Genomic DNA, 22,591 nt, shown 5'->3' with positions numbered 1-22,591 from the left:
CCGGAGCACAAGCCCCGGCTGCGATGGAGGAACGCCTCGTGCGGTACCCGAAAGAACACAAGCAGGAGACAAGGCAGCGGATCATCACGACGGCCGGCCGCCGGCTCAAGCGCAACGGTTTCGACGGCTCCGGAGTGGCCACGCTCATGAAGGACGCGGGGCTGACCAACGGCACCTTCTACGCCTACTTCGCGTCCAAGGACGAGCTCGTCGCCACCGCGGTCGCCGACCAGATGCGCGCACAGCACGAGAACATCGTCGCGCAGGCGGCGCCCGGACGTGCCGGACTCGAACAGTTGATTCGCTGGTACTTCTCCACCGAGCAGCGCGACAACGTCGAGGACGGTTGCCCCAACGCCGCCCTGCTCGACGAGATCGGACGCTCCACGGATCGCACCAGGCAGGCGTACACCGACGGCGTTCTGGTTCTCATCGACGGCTTCGCCGCCCGCCTGGCACCCCGCGATCCGCCGTCGGCACGTCTGAAGGCACTCGGCCTCCTCGGCATGATGGCCGGTACGCTTCAGCTCTCCCGTGCCCTGACCGACCGGCAACTCGCCGACCAACTCCTCGAACAGGGCATCCACAACGCCCTCGCACTACTGGATGCCGAGCAGCACGGCTGAGACGTCATCCGCGTATCGGTCACGGGGCCGGCCTGGTCGAACAGGGTTGGGCGGGTCCCTCGACAACCGCATCCGCTTCGCCGTCGAGGTCGCCACCGCTCCGGCATGATCGTCAACCTCTGAGTCCGTCTCGGCTGATCGCGTGAGGGGCCTGCCGTGCACACGGCAGGCCCCTCACGCGTTGCTTGCGGTATGACCGGTGCGCAGCATGTGCCAGTCGGGAACGCACCGGAGCTACCGGGGCTTTCCCCTTCCTGATCAACAACGCGGGGTCGCCCGACGGTCGACCTCTGCCAATGATCCGCCTGCCGTAATATTACGTTCGTCAGGCCATCGATTAGGATGGAGTGCGTCGCAACGGCCCCGCGAAGCGAATGGAGGAACCCTGTGGCGCGCTACGCCAAGGAGCACAAGCAGGTGACGCGGCAACGGATCATCGAGACGGCCGGCCATCGGTTCAAGCAGGACGGCATCGACGGTTCGGGCATCTCCACGCTGATGTCGGACGCCGGGCTCACCAACGGGGCCTTCTACGCTCACTTCGCATCCAAGGACGACCTCGTCGCCCATGTCGTGGCCGACGAGCTGCGCACGCAGATCGCGAGGTACGGCACTCTGCGTCCCGGCCGCCCGGGACTTGAGGACCTCGTTCGCGAATATCTGTCGGCTGAGCACCGGGACCACCCCGGCGTTGGATGCCCCTCCGCCGCCCTGCTCGACGAGATCGGCCGCTGCGGAGACGGGACCAAACAGGTCTACACCGACGGCGCGCGGGACATCCTGGAAGAGGTCGCCGCCCGCCTGGCACCTGAGGATCCGCAGTCCGCTCGCGGCAAGGCCATCGGACTCTTCACCATGTTGGTGGGGGCGTTGCAACTGTCCCGCGCCCTCTCCGACCGCAAGTTCGCCGATGAGGTCCTTGAGCGGGGAATCGAGAACGCCCTCGCCTTCATGCGCTGAGGGGACAGCCCAAGGTCGCCCAAGGAGTCGCCGGGAGTCTTCTCCCGGCTCGCCTCACGCCGACCAGCGGGGAGGCGGGTATGGCCGACGGCAGCGACTCCAGGGCGTGGGGGTCGTCCGAGGCGAAGGACACCGTCAGCAGAACCGCGATCATCACGGGTGGCGGCTACCCGGACACCGGTCTGGTCATCGCGCACTGCCGGCAGCGCGGCCAGGCCGAGCTGCCGGCTCGGAGTGACGACCGCAACCGCTCACACCGCAAAGCCCGTTCCCGCGCCAAGCACGCCTTCGCCTGGCTGGACGTCTGGAAGATCAGCCGAGACTGCCGTCCACCTCGATGACGGGGGTGTCCGCCACGCCAAGATTGACATCACAGGGCGACCGGGAAGCAACCAGGTCAGCAACTCCGATGAGGTGGGCGGGACGCTGCGGCTCTCCTGTGTCCTTTTCGGCAGGCATCTTTCTGATGGCCTCCTCGATCGGGGCATCCGCGACGCCCTCGCACCGCTGGGTGCCTGGCGTGAGCACGCCGGGACCTCGAATCGGCGTGTCAGTGGGATGCGCTGGCCCGCATCGCGGGGCGCTCACTTACGCCTGGGTGGTGCACCAGTTGGCCGCATGTCGCGTCAACTCCTCGCCGTAAGCCGAGTGCCTCTGCAAGGCTGCGAGGGCGATGACTCGCCGACGGCCGGGCCTCGCCGATCAGTCCCGCGTCCGCCGCGAGTGAGGCATCCCCGTGAGGGGCGGGTCCACTTGCGGGCCGCCGGTCGGCCGCTTAGAATTACGAGCATAATTTAATTGGCAGGGTGTCGCCGCAAGGTTCTGCCGACGGAGGTGAACGTCGGGCGCTGCGCCTGGTGTGTCCTCTGGGTGATCGTCACCCAGGGTGCTTGCCCTTCGTCAGTGGGTGCGACCAAAGCTCCCATTGAGACCCGTCGCGCCAAAGAGCGCGTACTACCAAAAATCACCAACCATCCAACGAAGTCCGGGATGAACAGCACCACCGTCCGCTCGCGGGCGAGATGAGGAGCCGACGATGAGGGCCTTCACGGTAGAGCGCTACGGCGACAAGGCCGGCGTGCGTGTCGGCGATGTGCCGGACCCGGAGGCGGGCGCGGAGGACGTGCTGGTCCGGATCCACGCCGCGAGCATCAACCCGCTCGACCGCATGATCCGGGACGGGGAGATGAAGGCGATCCTGCCGTACAAGGTTCCGTTCGTCCTGGGCAACGACCTGGCCGGGGTGGTGGTCGAAGTGGGTGCGGCCGTTACGCGGTTCGCGGTGGGCGACGAGGTCTTCGCGCGGCCCGACAAAGGCCGGATCGGTACGTTCGCCGAACTCATCGCGGTGCACCAGGACGACGTGGCGATCAAGCCGGCCACGCTGACCATGGAGGAGGCGGCGTCCCTTCCTCTGGTCGCCCTGACCTCGTGGCAGGTGCTGGTCGAGCGGGCGCACGTTCAGCCGGGCCAGAAGGTTCTCATCCACGCGGGTTCCGGCGGCCTGGGCACCATCGCCATCCAGCTGGCGAAGGAGCTGGGTGCGCACGTGGCGACCACCACGAGCACGGCCAACGTCGATCTGGTGAAGCGTCTGGGCGCGGACGTTGTCGTCGACTACAAGAAGCAGGCGTTCGAGACGGTGCTGCACGACTATGACGTCGTCCTGGACTCGCTCGGCGGCGAGACGCTGAAGAAGTCCCTGGACGTACTCAAACCCGGCGGGAAGGTCATCAGTGTCGCGGGTCCTCCCGACGCCGCTTTCGCCAGGGAACTGGGAGCGAATCCGATCGTCCGGCTGGTGATGTCCGCGCTGAGTTTCCGGATCCGGCGAAGCGCCCGGCGCCGCAACGCGACGTACTCGTTCCTGTTCATGAAGGCCAGTGGGGACCAGCTGCGCGAGCTCACCCATCTCATCGAGGCCGGCAGGATCCGACCCGTCGTCGACACAGTGTTCCCGTTCGAGTCGGCACGAGAAGCGCTGGAGTACGTCGAAGCAGGGCGTGCGAAGGCCGGCAAGGTCGTCGTCAAGATGACGTGAGGGAACGGTGCTGGCGACCGGTCAAGGTCCGCCACGTGCGTCGGAACGACGCCGTCCGTGGCAACGAGGAGTGCCGAACCAGCACAGAACCGCCTGCCCGAGGGACGCGGGCTTCTCCAGGAAATCCATGAATTCCAGGCGGCGTTGAGCCTCTTGCCGTCTGCTGCTGCGCCAACGGGGGATTCGGTTTCCCTGTTGCTGGAAGCGAGGGCGCCGCAAGGCGGCACAGCAGGTCATGGCGCTTCTGAATGCGCCGAAGTGAGGTGAGGCGGGTATCCCTTGGCACCGAGGAGGGCGTCGAGCGTCAGCGCGACGATTTCGCCGTGCTGGAGTCCGTGGTCCGCGTGGTAGCCGCGAATCCGCCGCTGGAACTGGAGTGCATCGGGCAGGGCGTGGTGGGAAGGATCGGACACGGCATGCTCCGGGCGGGTCCACCAGGCGGCTTGGGGCTGTCCCGTAACTGCCGCGCATCATCAGGCCGTTGAGTGCAGTTCCCGGCTCGCCGCACTCCAGCAGCGCAGCGAAGACCGCCAGCGGCTGCCCGCTGGGCTGTCCCCGAGTCCGCGGGTTCCTCTGCCTGGTTCCTCGCCCACATCGCGCCGCCGGGCCTGAACCAGGAGACGCACAGAGCTCCCCGTCCGGCACCGTCGTTCAGTCGGCGATGTCGACCCCGTATCCCCGTGCGAGGGCGTCGAGGCCATAGTCGTAGCCCTGGCCGACGGCGCGCAGCCGCCAGACCGGACCCCTGCGGTAGATCTCCGCGAGGAGCATGGTGCGTTCGGTTGTCGCGGCGTCCAGAGTGGCCCGGGTGAGGGGCGATCCGCTGTCGCCGGGAGCCGCCCCGATCTGGATCGCGCCGACCGTCCCGAAGGTGGCTGGGCCGTCGATGGCCGCGGCGACGACTACCTTCCGCGTCGCGGGCGGCAGGGATGCCAGGTCGAGGGCGATGGTCTGTTCTGCCGGGCCGCCAGTCAGCAGCCGCACAGTCCCGGCGGGGCTTTCGGGGGCGCCGTAGAAGATGAAGTCCTCGTCGAAGACGACCTGTTCGTCCTCGTCAAGGATGAAGGCGACGACGTCGATCTCGCAGTCGGCCTGCGGAGCCCAGCCGGCGGTGACATACCACTCGGGCGCACGTCTGCCGGATGGCATGGGCAGGTCGATGACACCGCCCCTCGGCATCACGTGCGGTTCGTTCAGTCGGACAGCCGCCGTGTCCGGGGCGGTGGAGGTCGGGGAAATGAGCCAATCCGCGTCGTGCACAGGGAGTTCAAGAGCGGTGATACGGCTCATGCGGCGGTCCTTCTCGCTGTCGGCGAGGACGACGACGTCGGTGACACTGGTGGACAGGTTGACCGCTGCGGATCCGCCCAGTTCGACGACGCGGGTACGGGCCGCGGCGGCATCGGCATGGGCACCGCCGAGCACCAGCACCCGGCGGCCGATCAGCGGCTTGGCCAAGGTGTCGGCCGAGTCGTCGGCTTGGCGCGGAGCGGGGACGGTCGCGCCGGGGGAGGGCGGCGGCAGGACCGGCGCTTCCGGGACAGGCGCTGTGATGGATTCGGGCTCGGAGGCCTGAACTGCTGCCATCGCCGGCGCCTTCACCGGCGCGATCACGGCGGAAGCAGCCGTCGCCTCATGCACCGTTCCGCCCTGCACGTCGGCCAGTAGCCGCAGAAAGGTGTGCTCGTCGATGACCGGTACGCCCTCGGCGGCTGCGCGTCGGGCCTTCGCGGACTGGGACATCGGCTCGTTGGTGACGAGCACGCTGGTGTGCCGGCTCACGGAGGTCATCATGTTCAGCCCGGCGGCGACAGCCCGGCCGACCAACTCCGCCCGCGCGTGTGCGGTCTCACCGGTTATCGCGACCTTCATCCCTTGCAGCAGCGGCCCTCCCGGAGTCATGCGCCCCGGATTGCGGTAGGCGCACGGTGTCTTGGGCGGCTTCGGTGTGAACTGCGATTCCGCCCGTGGTGGACAACTCACCAGCGGCAACGGCAGATCGAGCCGTGCCGCCTCGCGCAGCGAAGCCCGCAGGATCCCGGCAAGCACCCGGGTGTCGTCCAGCGCATCGTGCGCGCGCTGCTGCGGTACGCCGTAGTGGGCGGCCAGAGTGCCCAGCTTCATGTTGTCCGTCGGCGGATCCACCTGGCGATTCAAAGCCAAGGTGCAGAGCCGCTGGGACACCGGCAGCCACATCCGCGCGCGGGCGAACTCGTAGGCCAGGAAGTCGTAGTCGAACTGGGCGTTGTGGGCGACCAGGATCCGGTCCTGGAGCATCGCCCCGATTCGCCCGGCGACCTGGTCGAAGGTCGGCGCACCCCGCAGGCGCTCGACGGTCAGTCCGTGCACCTCCACCGGTCCCGGGTCGCACCCCGGGTCGAGCAGCGTGGAGAACTCCCCGGTCTGATCGCCGTCCGGCCCGATCGTCACCACCGCGACGGACAGCACCCGGTCCCGCCGGGCGACGAGCCCGGAGGTCTCCACATCGACCAGGGCCCAGTCGCGTGCGTAGTCACCCGTGGCGGGCAGGTCTAAGGACGCGGAGACAAGACTCATGGCGTCAAGGGTGATGCGATATATAGCTCTCCTTCAACCTGAATGCCGTTTTGCCCTGCTTCAGAGGGACGTACGGCCGTGTGGATTGCGGAGAGACCGCACCAGAACTTCGGGAAGTTCTGGAAGAACACCCGTCAAAACCCGTGCGGAACCGTTCCCAACCGGATCGGCACCCCTCGCCACCAGGCTGCTTGGGCATCCGCGCTGGCTGCCGTGCCTGGCGCTTGAAACACGGGATCGCCGGTTGGCCAAACCGGCGCTTCTCCTGATCATTGTCTGCGTTCGCTGACGGGCGTCGCGGTCTTCTTGTCTGCGGTAGTGCCTATCGGTGCTTTGTCGTTGAGGTCGCGTTCGTGTCGTGCGGGTGCGCGACCTGACGGCGCGCAGAGGTGCGGGTGGTGGTACGGCGTGGGTCCGGGGACCAAGGCTGGGGACCAGTGCCCGCTACGCGCAGTGGCGTTGCGGTGTCGGTGTCGACGAAGAGCATGCAAGTGATGAAGCGGCGTCGTTCGGTGGAGGCCGTTCTGACGTCGGGAAGGGGCGCAGGTGTTGTCTGGCTCCGGTCTTGGAGGAAGTGAGATGGGGAACTGGCGGGTGACGGACTGTCGATAGCCGACGTTCCACTCGGGCCGTTTGAGGGCTCGTTGGTCACGGTGCATTCGGCCAAGGGCAAGGCGGCCAAGCTGCATGTGGTCAGGCAGTGCGGGCAACTGCGTACGTCCGATGTGAGAACGGTCGACGTGCTGCTGGACGCGACGACGTTGCGACGGCGTCAGGCCCGGTCGCGTCGCGGAGGCCAGAAGATCAGGACTCCGTGGCCGGGCGCGTCGCGCGGATCCGAGGTCGCTCCCTGGTCAGTCCGGCTTCCACGGCGGCAAGCAGTGCGAGGGTCGCGTCGAGGTCCTGGGTGTCATGGTCGGCGGCTTCGGAGAGGGTCGTTGCCCATTCCTGCCGAACGAGGACGCTGTTGCTGAGCCCGCGCTCGGTGGCGTGGACGGTCACCCCGCGACCGTCGTCCGAGTGGGCGTGCCGCTCGATGAAGCCCTTCTGTTCGAGTCCGCGCAGGACGGTGGAGAGGTTGGTGCGCTGCAGCCCGGTCGCGGCGGCGATGCGGCTGGGTGTGGCGTCGGGGTCGCTCTTCAGGTAGCGCATCACCATGCCCTCGGACTGTGACAGGTGGACGGCCTGCTCGTCCGTGTAGCGGCGGAACTGGATCTCCCGGCTGATGATCAGCACGAGGTCGGCCAGCTCGGCCCACCGATGGCCGTCGTCCGGTCCGGCCGCTGCGCCTGTCTGCTGCGCTCTGTCGTGCATGGGATCTCCCGGGTGGGGGTTGCCGAGGAACTAGTTATGACATCATACTCGTCATCGCCTCATAGTTATGAGTGCATAACTACCATCGAGGATCTGTCATGACGACAACCCTTCCCTCCGGGCAGGCCCAACCCGATACGGCCTCGCCCCGCGCCGTGGCCCGTGCGGGCGGGCTGCACCCGTTCGGCGTGTTCATCCTGCTGGCCGGTGCCTTCCTGCCGATCACGGACTTCTTCATCACCAACGTGGCCCTGCCCAGCATCGACGCCTCGCTGCACGCCTCCGCGTCGTCGCTGGAGCTGGTGATCGCCGGGTACGGCGTCGCGTACGCGACTCTGCTGGTCCTCGGCGGTCGGCTCGGTGACCGCTATGGTCGCCGCCGTATCTTCCTAGGGGCCTTGGTGGGCTTCGTCCTGGCCTCGCTGGCCTGCGGTGTCGCCCCCGGCGTGGGTGCGCTGATCGCGGCCCGCATCGTCCAGGGCGCCACCGCCGCCCTGCTCGTCCCGCAGGTGCTGGCGACCTTCCACCACGTCCTCGAAGGAGAGCGCAAGGCTCGCGCCGTGGCCCTGTACGGGGCGACCTCCGGCATCGCCGCTGTTGTCGGGCAACTGATGGGCGGCCTGCTGGTCAGCGCCGACATCGCCGGAACGTCCTGGCGCCCGATCTTCCTGGTCAACGTACCCATCGGCGTGGTCGTACTCCTTGTGGCGTCCCGAATCGTGCCCAGCACCCGCTCGCACCACCCCGTCGGCATCGACGTGCCCGGCACAGTTCTGTTCGCCGGCACCCTGACCGCCCTGCTCGTCCCGCTGACCGAGGGCCATTCCCTCGGCTGGCCATGGTGGACTTGGCTGCTCATCGCCGTCGCCGTCGTCCTGGGCGTCGCCACCTACGTCGTGGAGAAGCGCACCGAGCGGCGCGGCGAGGTCCCGCTGCTGCCGCCCTCTCTGCTGCGTCTGCCCTCGATGTCCCGCGGTCTGACCATGGTGTTCGCCTTCAGCATCGGGTTCGGCGCGTTCATGTTCGTCTTCGCCCTCACCGTGCAGAACGGCCTGCACGCCGACGCCCTGCACAGCGGCCTGGCGATCTTGCCGATGGCGCTGCTCTTCTTCGCCGGTTCGCTGGTCGCGCCCCGCCTGATCACCCGTTTCGGCCGGGCCGCGCTGTCCGCCGGTGCCGTGGTCCAACTCGCCGGACTGGTCTCACTGGTGGCGGTCCTGCTCGTCAACTGGCCGCACGTCAGCCTGTGGTCGCTGGCCCTGCCGCTGGCCCTGGTCGGTGCGGGACAGTCGATGCTGTTCGCCGGCCTGTTCCGCAGTGTGCTCGCCGATGTCCCTACCCACCTGGCCGGTATCGGCAGCGGGGTGCTGATCACCCTCCAACAGAGCGGACTAGCCCTCGGCGTGGCCACCCTCGGCACCCTCTATCTGGTCCTGGCCCCGCACAACGTCGCCCATGCGTTTGCCGGCGTCGAGTACGTCCAGATGGGCATCGTCGCCCTGCTCGCGGTCAGCGCCGCAGCGCTACCGCGCTTCGCCAAGGCCACGGTGGCCGCCACTCCGGTCGTCGAGATCTGAAACCGGCCCTCTCGAAAGAGAGCTGCGATCGGTCTTCTCGACTTGTCGCGATGGCAGTTCGCCATCACCGGCGTGTTCCACATGACCCTTCCGGCAATCTCCGTCGGACTCTCGATCTTCCTGTCGGTCGTCTACGGGCTGTACTGACGCACCGGCGGGGCGGTCCACCTCCAGATGTTCCGGTCCTGGCGGCGCATCTTCGCCGTCGGCTTCGCGATCGGCGTGGTCGCCGGGGCGGGCACCGCCTTCCAGGTGGGTCTCAACTGGGGCGTGTGCGGCGCCAGGACGGGCCAAATCATTGGTATGGAGGTCGTGACGGCCTTCTTCGTCGAGGCCGGCTTCATCGGGGTCCTGCTCTACGCGGACGGCCTGCTCGCCGGCGAACTGCGCGCGAGCGACCTGGTGCTGTAGGTCTTGGCAGGGCCCATCGGCAACGCGTTCGGGGAGGCGACCGAGCCCGGGACGACGCTCGTACCGACCCGGTTCAGGAAGTCCGCGGCCGAGGTTGCGCCGGCCCCGGATCTACTGCAACAGGCCAGGGCCGCCCAGCCATTGCCGCGCGGCCCTGATCCTGTGCACTGCACATCCTGTCGACGCCTGGCACGAGAACCGGTCCCCTTGCCCGAGTGAGCGGCACGGCACCGATGGAAGGTGACGGTCACCGCCGCGACGTGTGCGATCCCCCGGGCAGGGGTGCGGGGTCAGGCCGGGCTGATGTTTTCGGCCTGGGGGCCCTTCTGGCCCTGGGTGACGTCGAACGTCACGACCTGGCCCTCCTGGAGCTCACGGAAGCCCGACGAGTTGATCGCGGAGTAGTGCGCGAAGACATCCGGGCCGCCGCCGTCCTGGGCGATGAAACCGAAGCCCTTCTCCGCGTTGAACCACTTCACAGTTCCCGTAGCCATGTCTCATGCCTTCCAGTCGATGAACGCCTCCCACTCCATGTGGAAGGCGGAGGTGATCGCCCTGGTCCCTGCGGCACAGCACAGCAAAACGCCCACGCCAAGAGCGTGGGCTATAGGGAAGTCCGAACCACGACAGCTGACACAGACGCTACATGCCCACACCTCGCGTCACCAGGGAAAGCGATCACCCCGAACACCGGGACTGGGACCGGGAGTGCGGTGCCCGCCGTTGCCGACGGGCTCAGCCGTCTCAGGCCGTGCTGGTCGGGTCCGCCGCTTCCGCGGTGCGGCGGTATTCGGCGTTGATGCGCTGGGCTTCTTCGAGCTGGTCTTCGAGGACGATGATGCGGCAGGCAGCCTCGACGGAAGTGCCGTGGTCGACGAGTTCCCGGGCGCGGGCCGCGATGCGCAACTGGTAGCGGGAGTAGCGGCGGTGCCCGCCCTCGGAGCGGAGCGGGGTGATGAGCCGCGCTTCGCCGATGGCGCGGAGGAAGCCCTGGGTGGTGCCGAGAAGTTCGGCGGCCCGGCCCATCGTGTAGGCGGGGTAGTCCTCGTCGTCGATACGGCCGAACGAGTCGTCTGCTGTCATTTGCACCTCTCTGTGGAACGCGTCGAGGGGCCCTGGTGCCGAACGGCACCAAGGCCCCGAAGGAACTGCTACACCATCTGCCGGCCCTCGTACTGCGCCGGCCCTCTGTTTCCGCAGCCCCGACCTGAATGCCGTCGGGGGTGCCGGGATCGCGGTTGCTTGACCGGAGACCACCTCACTATCGATGTCCTGCGGTACCCGGGTTCAAGATGTCGGCCCGGGCGATCCTGATGGCGCTCGGCTCCTCCGTTCTTCCCTCTGGGATCAACTGCCTACTGGTGGGCTACTGCGTGCTGCTGGGTCCTGCTCATGGCGGCCCCTGATCACTGCGGGCCACCCGGTCCGGTCGTCAGTCCCGTCGCCGTCCTGCAACCGCTCTGGCTTCGGAACTCCACCACCGCACCGTCCTGCGAACTGCACCTGCGGGTACTGCTCCGCCCGGCAGTTCGTATCTGCCGGGCCCTGCTGTCTCTCTGGGCTACGAGAGAACCATAATCACGCCCCCGCACCAATGTCTACTCCAACAAACACAGATTTCCGCGTGTTCGACAGTCAGGCAATCCACCTCGAACAGCAGTAGACGCAGGAGCGAGGGCTGCTCCCGCCTGATTAGCGAGCCACAGGCCGGGGCACAAGACCCGCCAGGCAGAACCGGACAACGATCCAGAGACCGGGGAGACCTGATGAACACCATGAGCGTCAACGTCGCGACCGTCCGCTCCGCGACCTCCGCCGCCGGCGCACGCGAAAGCGCCCGGGCCTTCCTCCGAGGCCTCGACCATCCGATCGCAGCTGAGGCCGCCGACACCGTGGTCCTGGTCGTCTCGGAACTCGTCACCAACGCCCTGCGTCACGGCGGCGGCACCTGCACCCTGAACCTGACCGCGCACCCGGACGGCGTCGAGGTGGCCGTGCACGACCGCAGCCCCCGGACGCCACGCATGCGCACCCCCGATCTGAACGGCGGCACGGGAGGCTTCGGCTGGCCCATGGTCAACCGCCTCGCCCAGGCCACCGCCGTGACCCGCCAGGCGGCCGGCGGCAAGACCGTAAGCGCCCTCCTCGCCCGGTGACGCCGGGACCCGGGAAACGGTGCGGGTTACGGAGGCCGGCCTTCGGCAACGCCGAGTGAGGCTCTTCCCCCAGGACTCCTTTCTGCCGGAGTGGCCGACCCCGGACACGCCCCCACCACCCCCGCACGCTGCGGCCGCCCATGGCAGGTACCGGCGCAGGGTGCCGACCAGCCGTAGCCGAGTTCGTCACGCACGCCACGCGTGTCGGCCTGTCCGGCCGCCGATGGAGCGTCGCAGGCGCCGGACAGCACGAATCCCGGCAGCCAACGGACTGCCGGGACCGGGATCAGGAGTGGTGCCCTACTTGGGCTTGATGGCGTCCTTGGCCTTCTCCTTCGCCGCGCGCAGGTCGCCCTTGGTCTCCTCGGCGCGCCCCTCGGCCTTGAGGGACTCGTTGCCCACCGCTCCGCCGACGACCTTCTTGACCTTGCCCTTGGCCTGCTCGCCCTTGGCCTTCGCCTTCTCGTCCGCAGCCACAACCACTCACCCCTGCCTGTCTCGAAATAGGTTCGCCGCCCGTCTCACCGCATATCCCGCCTTCAAACCGGACGGTTGCCGCACGGACTCTCAGCAGTTCCGGACCGCCCGGGAAACACAAAAAATCCGCAGGAGTGAAGATCGCTCCACAGGGCAAGCGGAGGATCGGAGGTTGATAACAATGGTTCCTATTCTTCTTGTTCTTCTGCTTGCCCTGATCCTCTTCGGCGCCGGTTTCGCCCTCAAGGCCCTGTGGTGGATCGCCGTCATCGTGCTGGTCGTGTGGGTCCTGGGCTTCGTGATCCGCCCCGCGGCGAGCGGTGGCAAGCGCGGCCGCTGGTACCGCTGGTAGGCGGGCATTCCTTCCATCCGCATTCCTTCCCGATGTGAATGTGTGGGACCGGCCGGCCGGGGCATGCGGATTTCTGAAGTCCTGAGGAGACGTCACCGAATTCGACGGCACCTGCACGACTTCGCAGTTCGAATGCGGGATCAATAAACAATCTCGACGAGCTCGACGAGGGAGCGGTTCTCCATGAGTGACACCATCTGGGGCTACCAGCCGACCACCGGCCACGCCACGGGCACCGACCTGATCGGCTACACGGTCGAGGCCACCGATGGCAGCATCGGCAAGGTCGACAAGCACTCGGACGACGTCGCCTCCGCGTATCTCGTCGTCGACACCGGCGTGTGGATCTTCGGCCAGCACGTCCTGCTGCCCGCCGGAACCGTGAAGACGGTCGACCAGGCCGAGGGCAAGATCTACGTCGGCCTCACGAGGGACCAGATCAGGGAGTCCCCCGAGTTCGACAAGGACAAGCACATCGGCGATGTCGGCTACCACCAGCGGGTCGCCGACTACTACCAGACCCAGCGATGCGTCTGACGTCGGCATCAGCCCGAATGCGGGGCCGGCCGGAGACACTCCGGTCGGCCCCGCATTCGGTCGTACGGGCCGCCGACAGCGCATGGTCTCGCCTTCCCCGGGCGGACCGATGGACCCGGTGCGACGGCAGGCGGCGGACTCGCTCTGAAATCACCTGGTGTGCATTCCGCGAACCCGGGTAGGCCGATCATTGTCGGCGGGCAAGGAACCGCCGGCACGCAGTCCGGACAACGCGGGAGGGGCCTGACATGACGGTGACGAAGACGGCGGACGAACAGACCCGGGTGCTGCCGGAGATCGCGGACCCCTCACAGGTCGCCCCCAAGGACGCCCGTCAGCTGACCAGGCTGTTCCTCGACCAGCTTGCCCTCCTCGAAGAGGGCACGCACGAGTACCAGTACGCGCGTAACACCCTCATCGAAATGAACGTCACGCTCGTCCGGTACGCGGCTTCGCGGTTCCGCAGCCGTGGCCAGGACGAGATGGAGGACATCGTCCAGGTCGGCACGATCGGGCTGATCAAGGCCATCGACCGGTTCGAACTCACCCGCGAAGTCGAGTTCACCTCCTTCGCCGTCCCCTACATCACCGGCGAGATCAAGCGCTTCTTCCGCGACACCTCCTGGGCGGTCCACGTCCCCCGCCGCCTCCAGGAAGCCCGCGTCCAGCTCGCGAAAGCCAACGAAGAGCTCCGCAGCCGGCTCGGCCGTATGCCCACCACCAAGGAACTCTCCCAGCTGATGTGCCTCAGCGAGGAAGAGGTCAACGAAGCACGTCTCGCCTCCAACGGCTACAACTCCGCCTCCCTCGACGCCGCCATCAGCTCCGGCGACGACGGCGAAGCCGCGCTGGCCGACTTCATCGGCCTCGACGACAACGCCCTCGAACTCGTCGAGGACTTCAACGCCCTGGCCCCCCTGATCGCCGAACTCGGCGACCGCGAACGGCGCATCATCCACATGCGGTTCGTCGACGAACTCACCCAGGCCCAGATCGGCGAACACCTCGGCGTCTCCCAGATGCACGTCTCCCGCCTGCTCAACCGCACCCTCGCCAAACTCCGCGCAGGCATGCTCACCACCAACTAGACCGCACTGATCCGCGACACACCGGCTGCTCCCCGTCGCCCCTGTGTGGGGGTGGGGAGCAGCCCGCGATCCCGACGGTGACGCACAGTCCCTCGTCGGTGATTTCCGCCGCGCATTCGGGACGAGCGCCCTGGCAAGACAGCCGGCGTTCGGTATCCATCACTTCGGCGGTCCGCACTCCGGGTCTTCGTCCGCACCGCAAGTGGCTGGGAAGGCGTCGGCAGCGCGAGCTGCGGCACCGTCGACGTGTGATGGGGTGCCACAACCGCGCCCGTCGGGTCAGACGTCGCGCCAGCGTGCGTTGGCCCAGGAGAAGACGCCGAAGGTTATGAGGCCAACCGCTATCAGCGCCAGCAGCCAGGGTCCCGCAGGGGTGCCGGCGAAGGTACGCAAGGTGTCGTCCATGCCCTTGGCCTCGCCGGGCTTGTGCCGGACCGCCGCGGCGATGGCGAAGCCGCCCGCCGTGGCGAAGACGATGCCCCGGGCCGTACCGCCGAACACACCGAAGAAGACGACGACTTGACGTGTCGTCCGGGACATTTCCGCCATCTTCAGATGCTTCTCGAACTTGCGCAGGAGCGCCCGGACGGCGATCCATATACCGGCAGCGGTCACGGCGGCACCGGCGATGCCGACGATCCACTGCCCGCCGGGCCAGTCCAGCGCCTTCGCCGTGACGTCCTGGGAGTTCTTGTCGGAACTGCCGCTGCCACTGCCCTTGTCCCCGGCCGCGTAGGCGAGCACGGAGTACGCGACGAAGCCGTAGAAGACGAAACGGCCCGCCGCCATCGCCCTCTTGCCCGGCTTGTCGCCGTCGGGGCCCGCCTGCCCGAAGGCGGCCTCGGACAGTCGCCACAGGGACATCCCGGCCAGAGCGATCCCGAGCAGCCACAGCAGCACTGTGCCGAAGGGCTTCTGGGCGATCTCGGCGATCGCGCCACCCCGGTCGGCCTGCTTGCCCCCGCCGAAGAAGGCGATGCGCAGGGAGAGGACGCCGATCAGTACGTAGATGACCCCGCGGGCGACGAAGCCCGCACGGGCCGCTGCCGCGACCGCCTTGCTGTTCGCCGCACGGTGGGCCTGTTCCTGCCCGCGTGCCGTTGCCGATCCAGTAGCCATGCCGTTCCGGGTGCCCTCGAAGTACGAGGCCATCCCGGTTTTGTCTTCCGGCTCGATGTCCAGGAAGGTGCAGCCATGCCAAACACGCAGAACGCAGCCGACGCAGCCGCCGGAACGGCGGGAACCGTCAGGTCCGAGGAGCCTGGCGGCGCGGAGGACGTAGGTAGCGTCCTCGACGGCCGGGCCCGGCGCACCAGACGCCGGCTGGAACGGCTCATAGGAATCGCGGCCACGGAAGGCAACGCGCTTCTCCCGCTGCGCAACGGCGACGAGATCTTCGGCGCCATGCTGGGCCGGATCCGCTCCGCCCACCACACCGTGGACATGATGACGTTCGTGTACTGGAAGGGAGAGATCGCCCGGCAGTTCGCCGACGCGCTCGCGGACAGGGCGCGCGAAGGCGTGAGGGTACGGCTGCTGCTGGACGGCTTCGGGAGCCGGCTCATCGAGAAGGACCAGCTGGAGGCGATGGAGCGGGCCGGCGTGCAGGTGGCCTGGTTCCGCAAGCCGTTGTATCTGTCTCCGCTGAAGCAGAACCACCGCTGTCACCGCAAGGTCCTCGTCGTCGACGAGGAGACGGCCTTCACCGGCGGCGTCGGCATCGCCGAGGAATGGTGCGGCGACGCCCGCACCCCGGACGAATGGCGCGACACCCACGTCCAGGTGACCGGACCCGCGGTGGACGGACTGGCCGCAGCCTTCGCCCAGAACTGGGCCGAGTGCCATGACGAACTCTTCGACGACCGCGACCGGTTCACCGACCACACCCCGCAGGGCGATGCCGTGGTGCAGGTCGTCCGGGGCTCGGCCAGTTTCGGCTGGCAGGACATGCAGACCCTGTTCCGCGTGGTGATCGAGACGGCGGAGGAAAGGATCCGGCTGGCCACCGCCTACTTCGCACCCGACGCGTACTTCATCGAGCTGCTGTGCGCCGCCGCCCGCCGAGGGGTCGAGGTGGAGATCCTGCTGCCGGGCCCGTACACCGACAAGCGGGTCTGCCAACTCGCGGGCCAGCGCTACTACGAGGATCTCACCGGATGCGGGGTGAAGATCTACCACTACCAGCCGACCATGCTCCACACCAAGGTCGTCACCGTCGACAGGGCCACGGCGCTCATCGGCTCGACGAACTTCAACCGCCGCTCCCTCGACCACGACGAGGAGGTCATGCTCGCCGTACTGGACCCCACGTTCACCGCGACGCTGGACCGCCACTTCACGGAAGACCTGGAGCACAGCGAACTCATCCGAGCCGGACGGTGGAAGCGACGCGCGCTGCTCCAACGCGTGCGGGAGGCGGTTGTCCTGCCGATACGACGCTTCCTCTGACCTGTCCATCGGCCTCGATGCGCACGCCGACCGGTCCCGTCCCTGGACCTGCGGGGCGGGCGGCGGGCGGCACCGTACGTCGGCGGATATCTGACAGCCGCCGACAGCGCGGCCGGCCGGGCTCTCGCCCACGGCCCACGAGTAACCCGCAGGCGCCGTCTCATACGGACCGACCGTGTCGACCTGGTGGAAGGTCCCGGTCGGGAGGGTCGGCGACGTACCGTGGAGGTGAGGCCGAAAAACGCCCGTATGCCATACGGCAAAGAGGGCACCACGGCCTTTCGGAAAGGTGAATCGACATGGCTGTGTTGATTCTTGTACTTCTCCTCGCACTGATTTTGGGTGGCGCGGGATTTGCGATCCATATTCTGTGGTGGGTGGCTGGCGTCGTAGCGGTTCTGTGGCTTCTGGGGTTCGTTTTCCGGAGCTTCGGAAGCGCCGGAAGCGGCGGATCGAGGGGCCGCCGGTACCGGTGGTGATCTCCCCTGGCGTGTAGTCGATATTTCACATTGTGTGGGACCGGAAACGGTGGGCACTCGACCTGCCGAGGGACGCCCACCGAAAATCCTGACGGGCTTCCTCGGTATTTCACGTACTACACGAGGAGGTTTTGTATGACGGACAACATGTGGGGCTACCAGGCAGAGTCGGGCCACCAGACGGGGACGGACCTGACCGGATTCAAGGTCGAGGCGAGCGACGGCTCGATCGGCAAGGTCGACAAGCATTCCGAGGACGTCGGAGCCGCGTACATCGTCGTCGACACCGGAGTGTGGATCTTCGGCAAGCAGGTTCTGCTACCTGCCGGTGTCATCTCCTCCATCGACGTCGCGGACCGGACGATCCACGTCGGCCGTACGAAGGAAGAGATCAAGAACTCTCCCGAGTTCGACAAGGACAAGCACATCGGTGACGCCGGCTATCACGAGCAGGTCGGTGGCTACTACGGAGACCACCGAGCCTGACGGTCACCACAGCGCACAGGGGCGGGTACCGGCGTTCTGCCGGCGCTCGCCCTTCGCCGTGACTGGGCACCCCCACCGGTGCTCTGGATGTCCGCACGGCCCGGCCCCAGGTCAGGGGTGTCGAGGTCGGATTTGTCGTGGGCCGTCGGGGTACCCGCCTCTGACACCGACCCTGTGCGAGGAAGCGAGAACGCCGTGAGCGAGCGCCGCCCGGAAGCCCCAGGAAACGCAGGAGTGCCGAAACCGAAGCCGATACCGAGGGACCTGCCCGATCAGCAGGCCGGCGCCGACGAGCAGCGCGAGCCGGAGGGGCGTGATGCGGAACCTCCTGACCCGAAGATCCCCGACACGGACGAGGCCGGCACCGGACGGAAAGGCGCCACGCATTCCGGCGGCGCACGTCCGGGGCACCCCGTACCCGACGAACCGCCCGGCTGACGCTCCGTGCACCGTGGGAGCCGAGGCGGGCGACGCTGAAAAGGTCGCCTTCGTAACCGTCACTCTGGGACGGGCCACCGTGTTCTCCACCCCTGCGTCTGGTCGACCGCGGGCCGGCACCGTAAACCGTTCGTTCGATCCCCTGCGTCCCGTCGTCTTGAAGGAGAGTGAGCCAGATGGCCACCGTGTCCCTCACCGGAGCGTCCAAAGAGGATGCTGCCACTGTTTTCAGCGTCCTGCGGAGGGCGTTCCCGACCGACCGTTCCCTTGACGGCATGCCCCAGGAGCGGCCGGGCGATCACTCAGCCGTGTGGACCGCGGAGTTCGAGCCGGAACGGGAGCGGATCCCCACGGATCCGGTTGCGCTGGAGAGCTCGGTCTCCGCCACGCTCCAGGGCGCCTACGCCGCCGTGGACCGACTGTTCGAGGCTCTGAGTACGGCGTTCGCCGTGGACCACTGGGGTGCGGCGTCAGGAGGCCAGGAGAAGGAGGTCGGCCTGCGGCTCACGACGAAGGGGTGACGGGACAGGGAGCCGTCCTTGCGAGAGTCCGACCCGTGAGGAGATGAGCGCCACGGTGAAGATCGGGTACACGATGATGACCGAGCAGGCCGGTCCACGGGAGCTGGTGGGCCATGTGGTCGGCGCCGAGCGCGCCGCCTTCGACTTCTCCGTCACGTCCGACCACTACTTCCCCTGACTGGAGTCCCAGGGCCCACGCCTCCTACGCGTGGAGCGTGCTCAGTGCCGCCGCGCAGGCCACCGAACGCATTCCGCTGATGACGTACGTGACCTGCCCGACGACCCGCTACCACCCGGCGGTCGTCGCCCAGAAGGCCGCCACGGTCCAACTCCTGTCCCAGGGACGGTTCCGCCTCGGCCTCGGCTCCGGGGAGAACGTCAACGAGCATGTGGTGGGCGGCGGTTGGCCCGCCGCGCATGTCCGGCTGGAGAGGTTGGAGGAGGCCGTGGAGATCATCCGCGCGCTCCTCGCGAAGCGGATCCTCACGCACCAGGAGCACTGTGAACCGATCGACGTGCCCCTGCCATGGCTGGATCCCGAAGAGCCCGGTCTCGCACGCGAGGACCGACGTAGGGCGACGGTCCGGCTCCTCGTCTACACGGGGCAGCGCAACGCGATCACCCGCACCACTTGGAACACCACGGCGTGGAAGCCCGCTCTTGCGGGTGCGGGAGTCATCTCGCCGCTGCCCAAGCGGCAGCCGGGTGAGAAGCCGTCGCGCGTTGGGGAGCCGAGCCGCGAGCAGGGCTTCCCCGTACTGCGCCATACGTACGCCTCGGTGATGCTCGAACCCGGTGAGCCAATCGTCTCCCTGGCGAAGTGGCTGGGGCAGCAAGGAACAGACGTGGTGGATCGGATCCGCAACCGAAGGGACCTCGGCACACGCGGCGGGCGCCCGCCGAAGTTCGACCAGGGCTGGTGGTCGCGGCCGGCGACGAATGCCTCTGATCCAGCCATGGCCGGCGTTCGGCGGTCAGCCCTCCGGTGCTGGATGCGGGCGTGAAAGCGATCGTGTGGAATGTGAACGCATATTCGCCGAATCGGTTAATCCATGTTCCGCTGACCAGATATATCTCAATTCGTCAAGGCTTTACGCGGGGAATGAGAGATGAAGGATTCCTTAGGTGTGGAAGTGGTGAACTCCCGCACATCGCAGGATTGACCCGCCCCTCGCGGCAGGCTGTCGGTGTACTCTTTCAGCGCACACGAAATTGCTTTCCGGTTGGTAGTCCGGACCGCAGGTCACCGGTTTCCCGTTCTGCGTCAACGTCCTCCCCTTCAGGGGAGTTCTGGTGTGCTCCGCGTACGAGAAGAACTCTGCACTCGCAGCACTGTGTCCGAAATGCGAATTGTCATCGCCGGCGGCGGACTCGCCGGGCTGACCCTGGCCCACTACCTGGACCGGCACGGCCTGGACGTGGCCGTCTGCGAACGCGACGCCGATATCGCGGCCCGCGAGGCCGGGTACCGGATCTGCATCAACTCCACCGGCACCTCCGCGCTGCACGCCGCGCTGGAGCCCCGCCTGTGGGAGCTGTTCCTGGCGACCTGCGGCATGCCGAGCGAGGACATGCTCCTCTTCGACGAGCAGCTCACCCTCCGCCCCGGCCGCGACAGGTCGGCCACCGAGGGCACCGGCGTGCCCGCCGACATTCCCGAACATCTGGTGGTGTGCCGCTCGACCCTGCGCCGCATCCTCTACCTCGGCCTGGAGAAGGCCGTGCACTTCGGTGCCAAGGTCACCGGCTACCGCGTCCGCCCCGACTCGACGGTCACCGTGCTGCTGGAGGACGGTGCCACGGTCGAAGCCGACGTGCTCATCGCCGCGGACGGCATCAACTCGGCCGTCCGCGCGCAGCGCCTGCCTCAGGTCCAGGTCGCCGACCTCGGCTCGCGGCACATCGCCGCGAAGATCCACCTCACCGGCGAGGCGAAGGCCAAGCTGCCCGCAGAGCTGTTCAACGCCTTCTCCCTGGCCTACGACGCCGACCTCACCGGGCTGACCCTCGGACCGCTGGAGCGCACCGACCCCACGTCACCGCTGATCGCCGAGCAGGACCCCGGCTTCCGGCGTGAGGCCACCGCCGACTACGCGCTGAGCATCTTCAACTCCCTGCCCGACCGGATGCTCCCCGACGACGAGCTGTTCACCGTCGGCCCCGACATGCTCAAGGCACACGCCCGGCGGCGCGTCGCCGGCTGGCACCCGGCCCTGGTCGACACCGTGCGGCTGTGGGACACCGCCACCGTGCAGGCCCTCAAGTGCCGCAGCTGTGTACCCGTCGACGCCTGGGAACCGTCCACCGTCACCGTCATGGGCGACGCCGTCCACGCCATGAGTCCCGCCCTGGGCATCGGAGCCAACACCGCGCTGCGCGACGCGCACACCCTGGGGGATCAACTGATCGCAGTCACCGCCGGAGACAAGCCGCTCCTCGACGGCATCGCGGCCTACGAGGAGGCCATGCGCGACTACGCCTACCACGCCCTGCGGACGTCGGCGTTCGTCGGCCAGAAGGTGATCGGGCACCTGCCTCCGCCCGAATAGTCACGGCATTGCTCGGGCGGTGCCCGCAAGCACCGCCCGAGCTCACCGCCCACGCACACGAAAATGGGCACTTTCACAACACGCCGTGGCGTGGGCCACGGGTGAAGCGCGGCGACGGCGAGCATCGCCTTCACCCTGGTATGAACCGGTGTCGGTGGCTTTGCTCATGCCGTCCCGACCTCACGGCGCTGGAGGCGGAGATGAGTCTGTCTGTCGCTCGACAGGTCCAGGTGCCTCCGCTGCCCCGCATGTCCGAACGTGATCGGTACGGTGGCACCGGGACGACGAGAGGGGCGGCGCTGCCGTGGGTGAGGAAGCTGAGATCAGGACGGCGAAGGAGGCTGCGGATCACGAGCTCATCCTGGCGTTCGGGCGGCTGCAGGGGGCGGCGAACCGGCTCGAGTACATCCTCGGCCGGGCGCTGGAGGCGGAGTGCGGCATCAGCCATCTGGTCTTCGAGGTGCTGCTGATCCTCGGGCGTGCGGGCGAGCCGGGGCTTTCCATGCGGGCCATCGCCCAGGAGCAGGTGCTGACCACGGGCGGTGCCACCCGCCTGGTGGATCGCATGCAGACGGCGGGTTTCGTGACGCGTGCGGATTCCCCCGACGACCGGCGCGGAAAGCTGGTGCGGCTGACGCCGTTGGGCGAGGAGACGGTCGTGTGCGCGTCCCGGGTGCACCTGGAGAACATCAAGCGGTACCTCGTGGAGCCCTTGCCGGAGGCGGATCGGAAGCGGTTCGCGGAGGATCTCCGGATCATCAGCCACACCGCTAGGGACCTGCTGCCCCGACTGCCCTGACCTGCGGACCAGCGGCCACGCTGGTGTGATGACGTGGTCAGCCACACCCGTGTGCCTCACCTCACACGAACCTTGAAATATCTGACGCGTCAGTTACTGTTCTGTCAGATGAATCGCTCGCAGCCCGCGGGCGCACATCCCTGCCGAGGTCCTCGATGAAGCTCGTCTACGTCTTCGACGCCTACTGCGGCTGGTCGCACGGGTTCTCCGGAACACTGAGCGAGGTCGCCGCCTGTCACCCCGAACTACCGGTCGAAGTCGTCTCCGGCGGCCTGTTCACCGGATCGCGGCGGGTACCCGTCCGCCAGTTCGGCTACGTCCAGAGCGCGAACGCCAAGATCGCCGAGCTGACCGGCGCCGAGTTCGGCGCGGCCTACGAGCAGCGGATCGCCGACGGCTCGTTCGTGATGGACTCCGAGGCCGCCGCCCGTGGCGTCGCCGCCCTGCGCCAGGCCGCCCCCGACCGCGCGGCGGAGCTGGCCGCGGCCCTGCAGGCCGCCTTCTACGTCGACGGACGCAGCCTGTCCGAAGCGGCCACCTATCGGAAGGTCGCGGAGGAGGCCGGGCTGGACGCGGACGCCGTGGTCGCCGCCTTCGAAGCACCCGACGCACAGGCCGCGGCCCACGCCGACTTCCGCCGCGCGGTCCAGCTCGGCGTTACCGGGTTCCCCACGCTGCTGGCCGTCGACGGCGACTCCGTCACCCCGCTGGCCTACGGCCAAGCCACCGCCGACGAGGTCGACGCACGCTTCGCCGCCCACTGATCTTCCCCTGCC

At 67.9% G+C, this 22,591-nt stretch carries 24 protein-coding genes and 2 pseudogenes; 19 read left to right on the top strand and 7 right to left on the bottom strand.

Annotated elements, in window-relative coordinates; genetic code table 11:
- Positions 1–23: 23 nt before the first annotated feature.
- From OG714_RS05760 to OG714_RS05745, 4 genes are all read left to right on the top strand, one after another.
- A complete protein-coding gene (locus OG714_RS05760; RefSeq protein WP_406118992.1) occupies positions 24–626 on the top strand; it encodes a TetR/AcrR family transcriptional regulator in 603 nt (200 codons plus the stop codon).
- A 387-nt stretch (positions 627–1,013) separates the two neighbouring features.
- On the top strand, positions 1,014–1,586 hold the full coding sequence (locus tag OG714_RS05755) for a TetR/AcrR family transcriptional regulator (protein WP_406118990.1): 573 nt from the start codon (positions 1,014–1,016) through the stop codon (positions 1,584–1,586).
- 80 nt (positions 1,587–1,666) lie between these two features.
- Positions 1,667–1,927, top strand: a complete 261-nt coding sequence (locus OG714_RS05750; protein ID WP_406118988.1) for a hypothetical protein — start codon at positions 1,667–1,669, stop codon at positions 1,925–1,927.
- Positions 1,928–2,622: 695 nt separating this feature from the next.
- Positions 2,623–3,627, top strand: coding sequence for an NADP-dependent oxidoreductase (locus OG714_RS05745; RefSeq protein ID WP_406118987.1), 1,005 nt, complete (start codon positions 2,623–2,625; stop codon positions 3,625–3,627).
- Positions 3,628–3,860: 233 nt separating this feature from the next.
- Here the strand turns inward: OG714_RS05745 and OG714_RS05740 are convergent, their stop codons facing one another.
- The 3 genes from OG714_RS05740 to OG714_RS05730 all read right to left on the bottom strand — a co-directional run bounded on the left by OG714_RS05740 (position 3,861) and on the right by OG714_RS05730 (position 7,497).
- The gene (locus OG714_RS05740) at positions 3,861–4,040 is read right to left on the bottom strand and encodes a hypothetical protein (protein ID WP_406118986.1); all 180 of its coding nucleotides are present in this window, start codon (positions 4,038–4,040) and stop codon (positions 3,861–3,863) included.
- Positions 4,041–4,278: 238 nt separating this feature from the next.
- A complete protein-coding gene (locus tag OG714_RS05735; protein ID WP_406118985.1) occupies positions 4,279–6,183 on the bottom strand; it encodes a TerD family protein in 1,905 nt (634 codons plus the stop codon).
- Positions 6,184–6,987: 804 nt separating this feature from the next.
- Positions 6,988–7,497, bottom strand: coding sequence for a MarR family winged helix-turn-helix transcriptional regulator (locus OG714_RS05730; protein WP_406118984.1), 510 nt, complete (start codon positions 7,495–7,497; stop codon positions 6,988–6,990).
- Between the two features lie 98 nt (positions 7,498–7,595).
- On the opposite strand from OG714_RS05730, the gene OG714_RS05725 reads away from it, so the two are divergent.
- Together OG714_RS05725 and OG714_RS05720 are read left to right on the top strand one after the other, a co-directional pair.
- Positions 7,596–9,074 carry an MFS transporter gene (locus tag OG714_RS05725; RefSeq protein WP_406118983.1) on the top strand — a complete coding sequence of 493 codons (1,479 nt, stop codon included), beginning with the start codon at positions 7,596–7,598 and terminating at the stop codon, positions 9,072–9,074.
- A 42-nt stretch (positions 9,075–9,116) separates the two neighbouring features.
- Positions 9,117–9,485 (top strand): annotated as a pseudogene (locus tag OG714_RS05720) (cytochrome ubiquinol oxidase subunit I).
- A 290-nt stretch (positions 9,486–9,775) separates the two neighbouring features.
- On the opposite strand, the gene OG714_RS05715 reads toward OG714_RS05720, so the two are convergent.
- Both OG714_RS05715 and OG714_RS05710 read right to left on the bottom strand, forming a co-directional pair.
- On the bottom strand, positions 9,776–9,979 hold the full coding sequence (locus OG714_RS05715) for a cold-shock protein (protein ID WP_266771059.1): 204 nt from the start codon (positions 9,977–9,979) through the stop codon (positions 9,776–9,778).
- Positions 9,980–10,229: 250 nt separating this feature from the next.
- On the bottom strand, positions 10,230–10,568 hold the full coding sequence (locus OG714_RS05710) for a MerR family transcriptional regulator (protein ID WP_406118981.1): 339 nt from the start codon (positions 10,566–10,568) through the stop codon (positions 10,230–10,232).
- A 683-nt stretch (positions 10,569–11,251) separates the two neighbouring features.
- On the opposite strand from OG714_RS05710, the gene OG714_RS05705 reads away from it, so the two are divergent.
- Entirely contained in the window at positions 11,252–11,641 is a 390-nt protein-coding gene (locus OG714_RS05705) for an ATP-binding protein (RefSeq protein ID WP_406118979.1), read from the top strand.
- 300 nt (positions 11,642–11,941) lie between these two features.
- On the opposite strand, the gene OG714_RS05700 is transcribed toward OG714_RS05705, so the two are convergent.
- Entirely contained in the window at positions 11,942–12,118 is a 177-nt protein-coding gene (locus OG714_RS05700) for a CsbD family protein (protein WP_406118978.1), read from the bottom strand.
- A gap of 181 nt (positions 12,119–12,299) precedes the next feature.
- Between OG714_RS05700 and OG714_RS05695 the strand changes: the two genes are divergently transcribed.
- The 3 genes from OG714_RS05695 (at position 12,300) to OG714_RS05685 (ending at position 14,095) form a co-directional block, all read left to right on the top strand.
- Complete coding sequence (locus tag OG714_RS05695; protein WP_033279275.1) at positions 12,300–12,470, top strand: hypothetical protein; 171 nt, start codon at positions 12,300–12,302, stop codon at positions 12,468–12,470.
- 183 nt (positions 12,471–12,653) lie between these two features.
- Positions 12,654–13,007, top strand: a complete 354-nt coding sequence (locus OG714_RS05690; protein ID WP_406118977.1) for a PRC-barrel domain containing protein — start codon at positions 12,654–12,656, stop codon at positions 13,005–13,007.
- Between the two features lie 248 nt (positions 13,008–13,255).
- Positions 13,256–14,095 carry an RNA polymerase sigma factor SigF gene (locus OG714_RS05685; RefSeq protein WP_406118975.1) on the top strand — a complete coding sequence of 280 codons (840 nt, stop codon included), beginning with the start codon at positions 13,256–13,258 and terminating at the stop codon, positions 14,093–14,095.
- 279 nt (positions 14,096–14,374) lie between these two features.
- Here the strand turns inward: OG714_RS05685 and OG714_RS05680 are convergent, their stop codons facing one another.
- Positions 14,375–15,214, bottom strand: coding sequence for a DUF1206 domain-containing protein (locus OG714_RS05680; protein ID WP_406131725.1), 840 nt, complete (start codon positions 15,212–15,214; stop codon positions 14,375–14,377).
- Between the two features lie 75 nt (positions 15,215–15,289).
- On the opposite strand from OG714_RS05680, the gene OG714_RS05675 reads away from it, so the two are divergent.
- From OG714_RS05675 to OG714_RS05635, 9 genes and pseudogenes are all read left to right on the top strand, one after another.
- Positions 15,290–16,543, top strand: coding sequence for a phospholipase D-like domain-containing protein (locus OG714_RS05675; protein ID WP_406118974.1), 1,254 nt, complete (start codon positions 15,290–15,292; stop codon positions 16,541–16,543).
- A 299-nt stretch (positions 16,544–16,842) separates the two neighbouring features.
- Complete coding sequence (locus OG714_RS05670; protein WP_406118973.1) at positions 16,843–17,022, top strand: hydrophobic protein; 180 nt, start codon at positions 16,843–16,845, stop codon at positions 17,020–17,022.
- 135 nt (positions 17,023–17,157) lie between these two features.
- The gene (locus tag OG714_RS05665; protein WP_406118972.1) at positions 17,158–17,508 is read left to right on the top strand and encodes a PRC-barrel domain containing protein; all 351 of its coding nucleotides are present in this window, start codon (positions 17,158–17,160) and stop codon (positions 17,506–17,508) included.
- A 195-nt stretch (positions 17,509–17,703) separates the two neighbouring features.
- Positions 17,704–17,946, top strand: a complete 243-nt coding sequence (locus OG714_RS05660) for a hypothetical protein (RefSeq protein ID WP_406118971.1) — start codon at positions 17,704–17,706, stop codon at positions 17,944–17,946.
- A 176-nt stretch (positions 17,947–18,122) separates the two neighbouring features.
- A complete protein-coding gene (locus OG714_RS05655) occupies positions 18,123–18,467 on the top strand; it encodes a hypothetical protein (RefSeq protein ID WP_406118970.1) in 345 nt (114 codons plus the stop codon).
- Between the two features lie 43 nt (positions 18,468–18,510).
- Positions 18,511–19,471: pseudogene (locus OG714_RS05650) on the top strand (TIGR03557 family F420-dependent LLM class oxidoreductase).
- A gap of 339 nt (positions 19,472–19,810) precedes the next feature.
- Positions 19,811–21,016 carry an FAD-dependent oxidoreductase gene (locus OG714_RS05645; protein ID WP_406118969.1) on the top strand — a complete coding sequence of 402 codons (1,206 nt, stop codon included), beginning with the start codon at positions 19,811–19,813 and terminating at the stop codon, positions 21,014–21,016.
- Between the two features lie 304 nt (positions 21,017–21,320).
- The gene (locus tag OG714_RS05640) at positions 21,321–21,815 is read left to right on the top strand and encodes a MarR family winged helix-turn-helix transcriptional regulator (protein ID WP_406118967.1); all 495 of its coding nucleotides are present in this window, start codon (positions 21,321–21,323) and stop codon (positions 21,813–21,815) included.
- Between the two features lie 155 nt (positions 21,816–21,970).
- Positions 21,971–22,579, top strand: a complete 609-nt coding sequence (locus tag OG714_RS05635; protein WP_406118965.1) for a DsbA family protein — start codon at positions 21,971–21,973, stop codon at positions 22,577–22,579.
- The last annotated feature ends 12 nt before the right edge of the window (positions 22,580–22,591 follow it).

Source organism: Streptomyces sp. NBC_00989, assembly GCF_045162655.1.
Classification (GTDB): Bacteria; Actinomycetota; Actinomycetes; order Streptomycetales; family Streptomycetaceae; genus Streptomyces.
Note: the sequence above shows the minus strand (reverse complement) of the source record. Positions and strands in the feature narration are given on the sequence as shown.